Raw genomic sequence first — 14,990 nt, 5'->3', positions numbered from 1 at the left:
AAGTATAGTGGATTGAAATTAATTAGCTGGATACATTGAAAGGGAATTTACACAAGATTAAGGACTTGACTATTGGCTGATCCATTTGAATAAAATCGGCGGATATAGGAGCACTCTTTTGGAGCTTACGAGCAGTCTTGCGGATATACGAGCACTATTAGGAATATACGAGCAGTTTCCTGTATATACGAGGTGTTCCCGCGGAATTACGAGCAAACTAATGAAGATACGAGCACTTCCCGGCTATTTATGAGCACTCCCGCAATTGATGCGAATACGGCCGGTTGGTTTAATCATACGAGTGAGCTGGGTGCTATGGAAATTTTAATCGAGGATCCGGCCTTTCCAACACATACGTTATTGATTTAAAAACCAGATGAAGAAAAACGGCATGTTTTTCTTCACCTGATATAAATAGACCTCACGTAAAATATTCGATTTTGGCATTTGGAAAGAACGCTTCGGTATAGCCGAAGACATGCTCCTTGATGGCGTCCTCTTCGTTCTTCGGGTAAATATACTTGCCAATGCCATATTTGCCCCATTTATAACGGCGCTTTTCCTCGTCGAGCTCCAGTTTTGTCTTGGGGTAGTTCTTTTCAATAACTTTCTTTGCCGGCTTAGTGAAGCGATGCTGGATGAACTCGAACGTGATATCATCCCGCGCGTCTTGCGGCAGCTCCGCGTCCAGTCGTTCAAATAAATGACGATAGCCCTCTTCCCATCCTTCATGCAAATAGATAGGAGCAACGATGAACCCAAGAGGATAGCCGGCCCTCGCGACTTTTCCTGCCGCCTCAATCCGTTTATCCAGCGGCGAGGTGCCTGGCTCAAAGTTTTTTATAACAAAATCGGCATTCACACTGAAGCGAAATCGCGTATGCCCATTATGCTCGGCATCCAGCAAATGATCGACATAGTGGAACTTCGTTACGAAACGCAGTCGGCCAAGCTCCGTTTGTCCAAAATGATTGATCGCCCGTTTCAATGTATGGGTCAGGTGATCAATACCCACAATATCAGATGTACAGGCCGCTTCAAAACGGGTTATTTCCGGGGCACGCTCCGCGATATAGTTGTCTGCGGCTTCCAAGATCTCTTCGACGTTGACATACGTCCGGATATACGGCTTGCTGCCCATCGTCGTCTGCAAGTAGCAATAATGGCAATGGCCCATGCAACCCGTCGCAAAAGGAATAGCGTATTCAGCGGATGGCTTAGACGTATCAAACTTTAATGTCTTCCGAATCCCGACGACCAATGTGGATTTTGCCATCCTGTACTTTTGCGCATCCGTTTCTCCCGGAAGGTTCCTCACCTGGTTATGGGATGTTGTAAACCGAATTTCAGTCCCCAGCTTTTCAAATTTCTCTTTCAGTTCTCTTCCCAGCGGATAATCGAGCGCATTTGGCTCAAAATACACAAGCTGCGGCATAAAAGGTTTGTTCATATTCCAACCTCCCTCATATGTAGAGTGTTTAAAGAGGAAGGAATTATGCCACCTGTTTGCTCGTTTCGTAACTCTTCTATACAAAGCATCACAATGCCTTGATTTATTCCAAATCCATCGTCCCTTTGACGCGCGCCAAATATTCTGCGTAGGCAATCAACACCAGGCTGATGGCAAAAAACAAGCAGCCTAACAGAAATTCCTGACCCAATAGAGTTGCCATTTGTGAAAAGTCGCCTTGATTTACTATGTCTTTTGTCAACCGGACACCTCTGGTAAGCGGCATGAACACCGCCACTTGCTCTAGCCAGGCGGGCATGACAGAGAGCGGATAGTTGGCCCCGCTTACTAACAGCAGCAGACTTGCAAGCAAATTGGACCACATATGCATGGAAGGCGACCATAAACAAAATGTAGCGATGATCAGACCTAAACCACAGGCAGAGAAAATCGACACAAGCCAAATCACAAGCAGTGATAACAGCGCATCAAACGGAATTGAAAGCCCAAACAGCAGTATTCCGAATAACAAGCCCATCACAGCGGTGAACATGCCATTCACCACATGTGCGAGCGATCTAGAAATAAAAAGTGGCGCTTTGCTTGAAGGAGTAGACATGACAAGCTGGAGCGTGCCCATCCCACGATCCGATGTGATGACGGACATTATACCGAATACGGAATTCATGACGCATAGCAGTAAGGCATTGGATGCGATATAACCCGCGAGTCCTTCCCCTCCGTACACATAATTCACAAGCACCGCAAAAAAGAGCAGTTGGCTGAACGGATTTAATACCATAACGAAGATATACACTTTCGGATCCAGCCAACCGAACAACGCCTTATAGGATAAAACACTGTGACGAAAAAACCGCTGCACCGCTTCCATTTAATACACCCCCAATTTCCCATTGATGCGGGCTTTGTGCTCGACCGCCCGGTAGCATACGTAACCGAACCCGATATAAACCAATACAAGTCCAAGCAAGAAGGAAAACGGAAGAGCCAGCTGGGACCATGTCGCATTTTCATCTGTTGCACGACGCAGCAGCTCAATCGCCCACGTTGGCGGCAACAAATAGGAGATTGGCTTTACCCAGTCAGGCAAAATAGTGATCGGAAATAAAAAACCGCAAACGAGATAAATTGGATATTCAATGAAGTTCATCAAGGCATTCGTCTGGCGGGACAGCGTAAATGCCAGTGCCAGGAAAAATGAAAAGACCGAAATGGCGATCAGCACCAAAGCAAACGAACCAAAGAACAACATCGGCTGAACTGCCGGCACTTCAATCCGGAAAAACAAAACAAGATAAAGGAACGCAATGACCATGGAAATCAATCCCCATATCATATTGCCGACAATCTTTCCGATCAGAATGGCGGCGAATGAAACCGGAGCAACAAACAGCAGCTCAAGCGTCCCGTAAAAGCGTTCCCGCTGTACTTCGCTCGCTGACGAATAAACGATGGAAGACCATAAAGCCATGAAGCCAGACCCAAGGACGACATATTGGAACACTCGCTCGGGAGAGGAACCGCCATAAATGAAAAACGCCAACGTCGCCAAGAACAGCGGATTCACCACAATGACAAATTTGAACATCGGTCGGGCAATCGACAGGCCCATCTGCACTTTGGCCGTATGCATGAAAGCCCGCATCATTTCGCATGCCCCCCGACCAGCTGTACGTAGACGTCCTCAAGTGTCGGCTGCATAATTGCCAAATCGGAGATGTTCGTCTCATCGACGAGCTGGTAGATAGCAGGAATGACAGCTTGCGGCATTTCTGTCTGCAGGCGGATGGTCGTTATCATGTCATCCTGCTCCTGCTTCACATGACGGACATGCGGCAGCCGGGACAACGCCTCCATCTTACCCGCATCTACTTCAGTCAGCTTACATTCAATAATCGACAAACCCGCCGTCTGCCGTTTCATATTCTCTGGCGTATCCACTGTGATCAGCTGCCCTTTATCAATAAACGCAATCCGGTCGCAAAGCTCATCCGCTTCGTACATATAGTGGGTCGTCAGCAAAATAGTTGTACCCTGTTCATTCAGTTTCAGTAAAATGTCGCGCAGCCGCCTGGCACTGACCGGATCGAGTCCGATCGAAGGTTCATCCAGGAAGAGGATATCGGGTCGGTTGATAAGCCCTCTCGCAATTTGGAGACGTTGCTTCATCCCCTTGGAAAACGTTTCAACCCGCTGATGGGCCACATCCTCAAGTCCGACAAGTTCAAGCAGTTCCAAAATACGATTCTTCTGTTCAACTCGCGGCACCTTGTACAGATCTGCAAAATAGGCGAGGTTATCATAAGCGGACAACCGCCAATATAAGTTCCGCTCTCCGCCTAAAATAAAATTAATATGCGGTCTAACTTTCCGATGCTGCGTAACTGGATCCATCCCCATTATGGAAATCGTCCCTCCGTCGGGAATGAGCATCGTCGTCAACAGCTTGATCATCGTTGTTTTCCCCGCTCCGTTTGGTCCGAGCAAACCGAAAATCTCTCCCCGATTAATGGAGAACGAAATCCCCTTCAGCGCCTCTACTTCTTTCTTCGTCTTTTTGAACAGCCCGACTTCGGTCTTATACACCCGCCGAACGTTAGAAACCATGATAACTGTTTCCCCCATTTCATCCCCTCCTATATTAGACGAATATCTTATTAGATGATTGTAATACATTAAGAGGATTTGTCAATGAGAACAATAAAAAAAGCGCAGCCTTGGTGAGCTGCACTTTGTATTTAACACAATACTTTTTCCATAATAAATTCATTGTATGAGAGATCATTCAAATTACGCTCCCCCACTATGTTGTATCCTCTTCGTTTATACATCGTAGGTAAATATGGATGCTTTTGCGCCACAGTCAAACGAATGACATTCTCTTTTCTATCTGCTAATGCTTTTTCTGCTGCTTTCATTAATTGCTTAGACAATCCCTGTCCCTTCAGCTCTGATTTTACCGCTAGTCTGCTGAGTACAAAGCAGTTCCAATCCTCGTTAAACTTTAGACGGACAGTACCCATAATTATAGGTGGGTTTGGTTGTTTCGCAACAAACAAAATGGTATTGTTGATCCACTGTTCCACTTCTTGAACTGAAACACTAGAAGCACTTGCCGGAAGGCCTAACTTCTCATTTTCCGAATAAGCATCCCAATATAATTCCGCAAGTGATTTTGCATCACTTAATTTAGCCCTTTCAATGATAAACACCAAAACACACACCTACCTCTGTTTTAACTACTACAAATAATTGGAGCCTACCTTATACCACTTAAATAAAATTTCTTATTTCAGCCAACAGCTGATCCACCTTCTCCTGATCACTGGAGAAGTATTTAATATTGCCCACTTTCTCTTCCTTCACCAATCCGGCCTTTTTCAATAGTTCAAGATGATGGGAAACCGTTGCCGTCGTGATCCCTAAGTATTCGGCGATTTTGGCTCCATATTCCCGTTGGCCTGACAACAGCCGCAACATAAGCAGACGGTTCCGGTCCGCCAATACTTTTAGCTGGGACTCCAGCTCTTTACTCGTATCTCTGGTGTCAGATAACGGAACGGCACACCCGTAAATGACGATGCAGACTTCCTTATTAAAGAGCCGGATGCGTCCCGGTGAACTATAATAAGACGGGATGAAATAATACATTTTGTACTGGCTCGTTCGCTTGAAGGATTTCCCCATGACGTATTGTGCGAGCGCCAATGGTTCCATCGAAATTGACTGGACTTCCTGCATGGCCGTTTCCGCCATTTCCTTTTTAGCCTCCAACGCCTGCTGGAACTCACTTGAGGCGTTAATCTCCAATACCAGAGAGGAGAACCCACGCCGATACGTCTTTACGTTGGACAAAAACTCCATGACGGCTTCCCGTTTTTCATCCGTGTCCCACAAAATTGTTTCCTCGCATTCCGGCAAGGATGCGGGAGCCTCCAGTAATTCTTCGACTTGAGGCAAAGGGATGTATTCTGAAAAGAAATCATATACATAGTCGGCATCGCTTAGTCGATCTACGCCCTCCACAAATGCTGCGACATCATGGAAATACGGACACGGCAATAGAAAATTGAGCAACGGGGAGAATCCTAAATCAATTGATTTTGGCCATGTCGCCATAAATTCCTTTGCTTTAGTCGATAATTCTGCCCAGACTTTGTCGCTGTCCGCTTCAGCAAATTTGTTCTTCGTTGCCCCCATAAAAACCCCTATGAGGGATAACGCCTCAACGACCGGCGAATATACATGGTCAACTACTACCATAGGCTTCTTCTGTCCATCATCTTTTTCAAATGCCACGGCTGGAACCCCTCCTCTCTAAACTAATGCTTCTTTTTTCTCAATGCGCTGCACTGTTTATACCGACATAACCCGTCTTTTCCACCAGTTCTTGTCCTTCGTCCGACAAAATCCAATCGATGAAGGCATCTACATTGGGATTGTTCGAACCTGCCGTAATCGCATATAATTCGCGTGTAATCGGGTATGCACCTGACCGAATTGTTTCAACAGTAGGCTCTGCGCCGTCCACAGCCAGCAGGCGAATATTATTGTTGCCGATCATGGATTCAGAATAAAATCGGAACGTATAACCAATGGCACCGTCGTAATTGCGATAGTCCGCCACATATGTGATAATGCCGCTCATCAGATCGGCAACTTCCTCTGTCGGCGCCTTCATAATGGGCACGTCGTCCATGAAATCCTCCAGTGCCGTTTGGCTGCCACTATCCGCAGGACGTTGAAACGCTCTGATTTTTGACCGGTTTCCGCCGACCTCTTTCCAATTCGTCAACTTGCCTGAATAAATGTCTCGCAGCTCCGCCTGTGTCAGTCCTTTGACTGGATTCTCCTTATTGACGAAGAAGACGAAAGCTTCTTTTCCGATTGGTGTGAGAACCAGCTCTTTTCCTAATTCACTTGCACGCGCTCGCTGTGCTTCAGAAGGACCAAGCGTAAAGATGATATCAACATCTCCTGCCAATAAGTTTTCATATGCACTTCCTGTTCGGTTCGACATGACTGCGCTATTGTAGGGATCGTAATTCTGCTTCGGATAGACTGCTTGTGCAAACGCTGCATAAACAGGATAGAGGGCGGTAGCTCCATCTATTATCGGAAAATCCTGCTCGACATGGAAGGAAGCCGGTCGGCCGAGATCTACCGCTTTCGAACCTGGCTCGTTCGGGGCATACTCATACAAGTCAACATCGCTTGTCGCAACGACTGGCTTTGTCAGTTTATAGAGAGCAGGAACCGCTACGACACATCCAATGAAAACGATAGCAATGGGAACGCCATAAAACACGGCACGTCGTTTGACATTGAAGATGGACATGCCAACAATTACGATAAAACCGACGAACGCTCCGATCAAGACAGGCATCCATTCTGCATGCCCGCCAAACAAGAGAGTCAATCCGATTGGCACTGCAAAGAATGACACAAGCAGGGAGAAACCTGCCAGAGAAGCAATCCTACCAAATAGTTTCATGCCCCATCCCCCTTTTCTTATCATTATAGCAGGACGTCGAGGGGCGGGCGAATGGTCCCCCTGCCCTCTGTTTTTCTCTTTGCAGCTCAATTCATAGTTCCAAATGATTGTATGCTATACTACCGGTACATCACTAGATTCAGAAAGGAATTGAACATGAAGAAAAAAATAGGAGTAGCCCTGCTATTCATAGCCAACTTAGGATCCATGGGGCTGTTCTATCTGATTTTAGGCCTGGCATTTGGATTTTCCAGCCCACCCCAACATATAGGAAATATCATTCTTCTGGGAGTTGGGTTGGCATTCGTGCTTCAATGGATCGCCTTCTACTTTGTAGCATTTCGATCAAGCAAACGGTGGCTAGCCTTTTTTATTCTTTGGCTTGTACTGATTTCACCGCTTTGTGCCGGAATACCTATTCTCTTGATCATTCCGTTACTTTACATAGTGGGAACGATTTTATCAATTGAACCTAAGGAGAAAAATAAAGAATCCAAGGAACTCATCACGTCTTCAAAACGCGGAAAGAAAGAGGAATTGTTGCTGATCTTGGTGTTCATCCCAACTATGTGGGCAACCCTTCTCTTTGTGCTGGATGTCATACAGGTTGTCCCATACTCATTTTATTCCTCGCACTTTTCTATGTTGTTTTCGTTCATTCTACTGCCGCTTGTCATGTTAATAGGCAGTTGGATTGTCGCGTGGAAAGTCGCCAAAAACGGGTACGACCGTTGGGTATATTTCTTGATAGTTCCTCTCTTATTCGCATTACTAACGATCTTCCGCATGGGCAGCGGATTCATAGCAATGCCGATGCAAATTCAACTATCGCTACTCCTGCAACTACTCGCTTACGGGACGGCTGTTTTTCTCGTATGGAAAAAGCAAAAAGGGTGAAGAAGGTTTTTCCTTTCTCACCCTTTTTCTTTATGTTAAATACGGCAAGGCTGGTTCTACAACTACCTCTCCGCTTTCACGCAGGAAGTTTGAAACGATTTCAATATGGCTGCTTCCAACAAGGAAAAGAATCCGCTCTTCAGAAGAAGATGCCAAATCAGTTAGGTTGGAATAAAGAATCAAATTTCTTTCATACCACCAGTTCAACCAATCCATTCCGACGTATTCCTCTTCTGTTTTTAATCGGGACATGTTCAAGTATGTTTGATGAATCTTCCGGAATAATTCTTCTTCATTAATTTCTTGAAGCATTTCCAGAACACTTTTACTTCCTAAGCCTCTGGTGACTGGACTTTCTTCCAGCCAACCAAAAAGGTCTTGGAACAATGCCGGCTGGTGTTTCTTTGCCCATTCGTACACTTCCCCGAAGTCTTTACGAGATGAACCTTGCCCCATCCAGTCAATTGCATAAATTTCAGGATGACCCGCTTTTTTCGCCAGCCGGAAGCCAAGCTGGTCAATTTCGCAGACCTCCAATTCATATGTACCCTCAAGATAAGACTTGTATTTGTCATTCAACCATACATTATGTTTCTTCTCCAGTTCTACGGCAATCTTGGTTGGTTTGAACTCACCTAATCTATCGACTACCTCGCCAATCTCGCGCTGTCTTTTCTCAGTAAGAAGATTATCTACCTCCACTTTATACATATCGGGTGTCTCCCCCATATGAAACATGCCGACTAACATCACTCTTGGTTTAGCATTCTCTATTTTATTATCCATTGTTCCTTCCCCCTATTCTTTTCCAATCCTACCATAGTAAAAGAATTGAAATCAAATTACTTTCTAAAAACTCTTGCATCTCACGTAACGGAAGGTTCTATAATAGGTGGTAGAAAACAATGGGAATGAGGTACAGAGATGTATACAATTGGGGAATTAGCGGACATCAGCAATGTAACTGTCAGGACACTCCGCTATTATGATGAAATTGGTTTATTGCCACCGGCACAGAAAAATGCAGCCGGCCATCGGCTTTACGAGGAAGAAGATGTCTCCAGGCTTCATTATATTTTAACGCTTCGTAATATCGGGCTGCCGCTCGATACGATACAACAGGCTATGGTAGATCACCAAATAAAGGTTCAAGATGTACTAGGGATGCGGCTTCAAATGATTCAAATGGAGCAAGAAAAGTTAAAGAAGATGGAGGCTTCCATTCATGCACTACTTACCTTAGTGGAGCTAGAACAGCCGACGGATTGGAAATCTGTATTCAGCTCCTTTTATTCGTATCCCTCTAAACAGGAAGCCATTGATCGGCTATGGAATCAGCATTTCACATCAGAAGAGAAGGATATTTTGAAAAAACTTCCGGGCTTAGGGGACAAAAGCGAGGCAGCCTTAATAGCACTCCATTTGTTTAGAGAGACACGCCTCCATGCGGATGAATGTCCGAAGAGCCCGTTGGCACAGCAATTGGCTAAACGGTGGATCGATTTTGTCGAACAGTCATATCAAGGCAACTTGAAACTGGCCAACAAAGTTTGGGCTATGAGCAAACACCAGGAAGTGTCGGGGTTTTATTATTTCGAACCGAGGATAGCTGCGTTTATTGAACAAGCCATCGCCTATTATTATAAATCGCAAAAAGAAGGGCAAGTAACATGAAGAAAATGATTGTTTATGACCTGCTCATTTACATGGCAGTTCCTTACTTCATCTGGAATTATGGACGTGAACCTCTGGGCGATTATGCAGCCCTCCTTCTTTCAACAGTGCCTGGATTACTTTACACACTATTCCGTTTCATTAACGAACGTCAATTCAACATAACAGGGACCTTCATACTTGCCTCCCTCTTACTAGACACGTTGGTGAATCTTCTTTCCGGGTCTGCAGAGCGCATGCTTTGGAATCAAGTCTATCTTGGCTATGGCTATGCCTTCCTGTATCTAATTTCCATCCTCCTCAAGAAACCTATGGGACTGTATTTTGGGGTAGATTTTGCATACATGCTCGGGCATCCCCGTGAACTAAGCAAAAAGCTATTCTTTTCACGAGAGCTATTTAACTGGTTTCAGCTTGTCACACTGCTCCTTGTAATACGCGGAATCGTTCAAAACTCTCTTAAAGCCTGGTTATTGAATTCTTATGGAGTAGATAGTTATGGGCATATGCTAGTTTATTTAAAAATCAGTGGAGGTACTTTTAGCATTGTTATCACTTCGCTCAATTTATATATCGGCCGCAAAGTAGTACAGGTTTCAAAGGCTCAAGCCTCAAAGAACAATTGCCCACCTTCGGTTGAAGATAAAGCACATCAGACGCTCACCTGATGTGTTTTTATTGTATATTAGGTAATCACGACAACTATCCAAGAGCAATTACAATCCTGATGACAAAAAATGATTTCAAAAATGTTGAGAATTAATTTCACCCGAACCGATGTATGTAGTGTAAGGGCCTTTACACAAGAAGGAGAAATGTACATGCGAGTGACGAAAGAAAATTTCATAAAACGTTTCAAAAGGGGCAAAGAAGACGCATTGGAGTACGTCATCGATGAATACGCCGGACTCGTGAAAGCGATTATCTACAATTCACTTCAGTCGTACAACGACCCGCATCTGATTGAAGAAGGAGTCAGTGATACGTTCATGGGCGCCTTTGAAAATGCTAAACAATTCAACGGTGATCCAGAAGACTTCCGAAAATGGATTTGCACCATTGCAAAGTTTAAAGCAATCGATAAGCAAAGATCCCTTGCCAAAACTCCTGTGGCCGCCGTTATTGATGAACAGCAGCTGGAAGTAAAATCTGCTGAGGATGAATTCCTTATTCAATCCTCCACGGAAGAACTTCTTTCCATGATGGCCAAGCTGCCCCAAATGGACCGCGATATTTTTACGATGAAATACTTTTTAAATATGAGGAACGATGAAATTGCCAAACAATTAGGCGTGACGAAGGCTTCCGTTGATAATCGCTTATATCGAGGAAAAAAGCGCTTGCAGCAGTTTCACATGGGAGGAGTATTAACATGAAAAATCTATACCGCCAGTTTAACGAGTTGAAAATTGACTATGATACGAAACCGCTGAATGTTAGTGAGGCAGAAAAGAACCGGATCAAAGGGAATGTGTTGAGAAAGAAAAAGAAACTTCATGTTCCTAAACTAATCCCGGCAGCTGCCGCCCTTGTCTTGGCGACGACAGTTGCATCTGGTTTTGCGTTTCCTACATTTGCAGCAAAACTGCCGATTATCGGCAATCTCTTTGAAATGTTTGCAGACGATGAAAGCTATGTATTTGAAGAATATGAGACATATGCAACAGACATAGGGGTGACAAAAGAAAGCAATGGCATTTCTCTGGCTGTCGAGAATGCTGTCTACGACGGGGAAAGCATCTCGATTGCCTATAAGATGGTGAGCGAAAAAGATTTGGGAACAAGGCCCATACTGGAAGGTATGTTAGATGCCGTAGAATTTGGTGATGAGTATAAGGACTATGGCTTTGCTCCAAAGTATATTTCCAAAAAAATAAGTGAGAACGAATATGCCGGGTTATTAATTTACCAATTAATTAAAGGTCCAAAACCGGAAGAGATTCACGTAACTTGGAGAGGCGAACAAGTACTTGATTTGTCTAATGTATCGAATTCCTTTTCTGGCGAGTGGTCGTATGAGTTTACGTTGAATAAATTGAAGGCTCATTCAAAGGACTATGTTGGCTCTGAATTAGTATCTACAGATGACGGAATCAATATTGCACTTACAAAAATGACTGCTACTCCGGTATCTACAACAATTTATCTTTCGGAGAGCGTCGACATTCCGACTGTCACAAAGCAGGATACCGAATGGCGTGGTATACTCATGGACTATAAGGTGACAGATGATGTAGGGAATGAATATAACATAATTAGTTATGAAGATATTGGGCACAGTTCCGACTTCATTGACCATAATCTAACGAGTACGCCGAGGATCACCATGTCGCTTATTGATGAGCGTGCGACATCCCTCTATATAACACCGAGTGTAAACATTTATGAACTTGATAAAGAAAACGGCAGTGATCTTATTCCGATACAAGAACCATATGAAATTGAACCGATTGTCGTTCCAATAGAAAAGTAATGAATATAGGAAGGGAAACCACCTCCTTCCTCTTGTGTAATCGGTGAATAACTAGTGGAGCCTATCATGACCTAGGTGTCTGACTAAGATCCAGATTAGTTAGGACCAAATAACAAAGAACCTTCATCCACCCGGGAGAAGGTTCTTTGTGCTTTAAATTTATTAATTTTCTTCAATAATCTCTACTTCTTGGTGTTCTGCCAATTCTTCAAGCTGTTCTTCTACCTCTTGCGGGTTTGCAATTTCCGGTTTAGGCTCATCTTCGCTCAAACCAAGAACTGTGGCGGTAGAATCGAGAAGCTCATCGAAAAGCTCTGGATGATCAACAAGCGAAATACCGTAGGATGGGATCATCTCTTTGATCTTCGGTTCCCATTCTTTCACATGTTGCGGGAAGCATTTTTTAATGACCTGCAACATGACGTGAACCGCCGTCGAAGCTCCCGGTGATGCACCGAGCAATGCAGCGATAGATCCGTCTGCTGCACTTACAACTTCCGTACCAAATTGAAGAGTTCCTTTGCCGCCGGCTTCCGTATCCTTGATGACCTGAACCCGTTGGCCTGCAACGACGAGGTCCCAATCTTCACTCTTGGCGTCCGGAACGAACTCGCGCAATTCTTCCATACGCTGTTCTTTCGACAACATTAATTGTTGAATCAAATATTTGGTAAGCGCCATTTCCTTCGCGCCCGCAGCTAACATCGTGAAGAGGTTATTTGGTTTCACGGAAGTGATCAAATCCAAATTGGAACCTGTCTTCAAGAATTTTGGTGAGAAGCCTGCAAACGGTCCGAACAGCAATGACTTCTTATTATCGATGTAACGTGTATCCAAATGCGGTACGGACATTGGTGGTGCGCCAACAGACGCTTTGCCATACACTTTTGCGTGATGCTGCTCCACAACCTCCGGATTTTTACAAACCATGAAGATACCACTGACCGGGAAGCCCCCGATATGTTTTCCTTCTGGAATGCCGGATTTTTGAAGTAAATGCAAGCTACCTCCGCCAGCACCGATAAATACGAACTTAGCTGTGTGGCGTTCAACTGCCCCACTGTTCAAGTTCTTCACTTTCATTTCCCATAGCCCGTCAGTTGTGCGCTTTAGGCTTGTAACGCTATGGTTATAATGAATATCGACTTGATTGTCCTTCAGATGATCAAACAACATGCGCGTCAACGAACCAAAATTGACGTCAGTCCCTGAATCGATTTTTGTCGCTGCAAGTGGTTCAGTAATCTTCCGGTCTTTCATCATAAGTGGCATCCACTCCGCCAATGTTTCCGGCTGGTCGGAGAATTCCATCCCTTTGAACAGCGGATTATTGGACAGCGCTTCAAAACGTTTCTTCAAAAACTTTACATTATCTTCTCCATGTACATAGCTGATATGAGGCAGCGGCATGATGAAGTCTTTTGGGTTGCGGATTAGTTCACGATTCACGAGATACGACCAGAACTGTCTGGAAAGCTGGAATTGCTCGTTTACATTAATCGCTTTGCTAATATCCATGGAGCCATCGGATTTCTCAACTGTATAGTTGAGCTCACATAATGCCGAATGTCCTGTCCCGGCATTATTCCACTCATTCGAGCTCTCTACGCCTGCTTCTGCAAGCTTCTCGAACACAGTAATATTCCATTCTGGCTTTAATTCTTTAAGCAAGGTCCCCAAAGTCGCGCTCATAATTCCTGCACCGATTAAAATGACGTCTTTATTGGTTTCTCTGTTGCTCATTTTTACCATATCCTTATATGTTAAGATTTTCAGAAAAAGACATGGGTCCTCACGCCTAATGATGCAACAGGCCAAGACGTGACCTATGAACCTTTTCTGTATCAGTGTAAACCTATAATAGTATAGCACAATCGTTGGTAAAGATAAATATGAACTGCTTCTTCGCCTTTTCATTTCATTCAGGAGAAAAAAGCAGAGAAGAAACATAGATTTTTTCCGCATGCCATCCCGTATCCGGCAATTTCCGTATGACTCAAAAAAAGGCTGAAACCTGTATGATTTCAGCCTTTTTCTTTGTATGTGTTAATAGATTTTGATGGAACCGCCATCGACCATGATCGTTTGGCCTGTAATATAATCCGAGTCATGGCTGGCCAGGAATACAGCAGTACGGCCGATGTCGCCTTCTGGATCACCAAGACGGCGAAGCGGAATGTTGTTAACCATTTTCTCATAGAGTTCAGGTGCTGATTGGCTCCAAGCTTGTACCCCTTCTGTAAGGGCAATTGGCGCAATCAAGTTGACATTGATGCCATCTGGCCCCCATTCATTTGCCGCTACACGGGTAATCGCACGGATTGCTTCTTTGGCAGCCGCATAGGAAGCTTGTGTCGGCTGGCCTGAAATACCAGCGCCGGAAGCAAAGTTAATCACTTTCCCTTTTGCTTTCTTCAATTCAGGATAGGCTGCTTTCATGAAGTGGAATGTCGGATAGAATCCTGTGTTAAAGGATAGATCGAACATGTCCATTGTCGTCTCCACAAATGGCGCTTGTTTCGATGCATGGGCATTGTTGACGAGAATGTCCAATTTACCGAACTTGGCTACTACTTCATTGACAATCGCTTCAATGTTTTCCGGCTTGGAAATATCGCGTATGAACAACATCCCTTCCGTATATTGAGCGATTTCTTCAAGCGTCTTCTGCCCTTTTTCCTCATTGATATCTACGATCGCAATATGGGCCCCTTCTTTTGCCATAGCAAGCGCGATGCCGCGTCCGATCCCGGAAGCACTGCCTGTAACAATTCCAACTTTACCTTCCAATCTCATATGAACACCTCATTCGTTAGTATGGTTCTACAACTTGCTTCCATCCTGCAATTAAAACGAGGACAATCTTATTTAGATTGCATGTTACTCATGAACGTATTGAAGTCGGCAATGGATGGATTTCCAATGTAATGGCCGCCTTCCACTTTAATCGTTTGGCCTGTGATATATTTTGATTCATCCGA

Annotated in this window: 15 protein-coding genes; 5 read left to right on the top strand and 10 right to left on the bottom strand. The window is 44.5% G+C overall.

Going from position 1 to position 14,990, the window contains the following annotated elements:
* Positions 1-421: 421 nt before the first annotated feature.
* The 7 genes from splB to NCCP2222_RS19170 all read right to left on the bottom strand — a co-directional run bounded on the left by splB (position 422) and on the right by NCCP2222_RS19170 (position 6,965).
* Positions 422-1,450 (bottom strand): spore photoproduct lyase, encoded by a 1,029-nt coding sequence (gene splB / locus NCCP2222_RS19200; protein ID WP_238079754.1) that lies wholly within the window; start codon positions 1,448-1,450, stop codon positions 422-424.
* A 103-nt stretch (positions 1,451-1,553) separates the two neighbouring features.
* A complete protein-coding gene (locus NCCP2222_RS19195) occupies positions 1,554-2,342 on the bottom strand; it encodes an ABC transporter permease (protein WP_248513998.1) in 789 nt (262 codons plus the stop codon).
* Positions 2,343-3,119: an ABC transporter permease gene (locus NCCP2222_RS19190; RefSeq protein WP_248513997.1), complete on the bottom strand. Its 777-nt coding sequence runs from the start codon at positions 3,117-3,119 to the stop codon at positions 2,343-2,345.
* Positions 3,116-4,096 (bottom strand): ABC transporter ATP-binding protein, encoded by a 981-nt coding sequence (locus NCCP2222_RS19185; protein WP_248513996.1) that lies wholly within the window; start codon positions 4,094-4,096, stop codon positions 3,116-3,118. The genes NCCP2222_RS19190 and NCCP2222_RS19185 overlap by 4 nt, the downstream gene beginning before the upstream one ends.
* Positions 4,097-4,209: 113 nt before the next feature.
* Entirely contained in the window at positions 4,210-4,683 is a 474-nt protein-coding gene (locus tag NCCP2222_RS19180; protein ID WP_248513995.1) for a GNAT family N-acetyltransferase, read from the bottom strand.
* A gap of 61 nt (positions 4,684-4,744) precedes the next feature.
* Entirely contained in the window at positions 4,745-5,770 is a 1,026-nt protein-coding gene (locus NCCP2222_RS19175; protein WP_248513994.1) for a helix-turn-helix domain-containing protein, read from the bottom strand.
* A 40-nt stretch (positions 5,771-5,810) separates the two neighbouring features.
* Positions 5,811-6,965 carry a PstS family phosphate ABC transporter substrate-binding protein gene (locus NCCP2222_RS19170; protein WP_248513993.1) on the bottom strand — a complete coding sequence of 385 codons (1,155 nt, stop codon included), beginning with the start codon at positions 6,963-6,965 and terminating at the stop codon, positions 5,811-5,813.
* Between the two features lie 156 nt (positions 6,966-7,121).
* Here NCCP2222_RS19170 and NCCP2222_RS19165 point away from each other — a divergent pair, with 156 nt between their 5' ends.
* Positions 7,122-7,862 (top strand): hypothetical protein, encoded by a 741-nt coding sequence (locus tag NCCP2222_RS19165; protein WP_248513992.1) that lies wholly within the window; start codon positions 7,122-7,124, stop codon positions 7,860-7,862.
* 30 nt (positions 7,863-7,892) lie between these two features.
* Here the strand turns inward: NCCP2222_RS19165 and NCCP2222_RS19160 are convergent, their stop codons facing one another.
* Positions 7,893-8,648: a DUF5694 domain-containing protein gene (locus NCCP2222_RS19160; protein ID WP_248513991.1), complete on the bottom strand. Its 756-nt coding sequence runs from the start codon at positions 8,646-8,648 to the stop codon at positions 7,893-7,895.
* 138 nt (positions 8,649-8,786) lie between these two features.
* Between NCCP2222_RS19160 and NCCP2222_RS19155 the strand changes: the two genes are divergently transcribed.
* The 4 genes from NCCP2222_RS19155 (at position 8,787) to NCCP2222_RS19140 (ending at position 12,009) form a co-directional block, all read left to right on the top strand.
* On the top strand, positions 8,787-9,536 hold the full coding sequence (locus NCCP2222_RS19155) for a MerR family transcriptional regulator (RefSeq protein ID WP_248513989.1): 750 nt from the start codon (positions 8,787-8,789) through the stop codon (positions 9,534-9,536).
* Positions 9,533-10,204, top strand: a complete 672-nt coding sequence (locus NCCP2222_RS19150) for a VC0807 family protein (protein ID WP_248513988.1) — start codon at positions 9,533-9,535, stop codon at positions 10,202-10,204. Before NCCP2222_RS19155 ends, NCCP2222_RS19150 begins: the two co-directional genes overlap by 4 nt.
* Before the next feature lie 153 nt (positions 10,205-10,357).
* A complete protein-coding gene (locus NCCP2222_RS19145; protein ID WP_248513987.1) occupies positions 10,358-10,912 on the top strand; it encodes a sigma-70 family RNA polymerase sigma factor in 555 nt (184 codons plus the stop codon).
* Positions 10,909-12,009 carry a DUF4179 domain-containing protein gene (locus NCCP2222_RS19140; protein WP_248513986.1) on the top strand — a complete coding sequence of 367 codons (1,101 nt, stop codon included), beginning with the start codon at positions 10,909-10,911 and terminating at the stop codon, positions 12,007-12,009. Before NCCP2222_RS19145 ends, NCCP2222_RS19140 begins: the two co-directional genes overlap by 4 nt.
* 162 nt (positions 12,010-12,171) lie before the next feature.
* Here the strand turns inward: NCCP2222_RS19140 and NCCP2222_RS19135 are convergent, their stop codons facing one another.
* Both NCCP2222_RS19135 and NCCP2222_RS19130 read right to left on the bottom strand, forming a co-directional pair.
* Positions 12,172-13,761, bottom strand: coding sequence for a malate:quinone oxidoreductase (locus NCCP2222_RS19135; protein WP_282570738.1), 1,590 nt, complete (start codon positions 13,759-13,761; stop codon positions 12,172-12,174).
* Positions 13,762-14,055: 294 nt separating this feature from the next.
* Positions 14,056-14,805: an SDR family NAD(P)-dependent oxidoreductase gene (locus tag NCCP2222_RS19130; protein ID WP_248513983.1), complete on the bottom strand. Its 750-nt coding sequence runs from the start codon at positions 14,803-14,805 to the stop codon at positions 14,056-14,058.
* Positions 14,806-14,990 lie beyond the last annotated feature (185 nt).

The organism is Sporosarcina sp. NCCP-2222 (genome assembly GCF_023168145.1).
GTDB lineage: Bacteria > Bacillota > Bacilli > Bacillales_A > Planococcaceae > Sporosarcina.
Note: the sequence above shows the minus strand (reverse complement) of the source record. Positions and strands in the feature narration are given on the sequence as shown.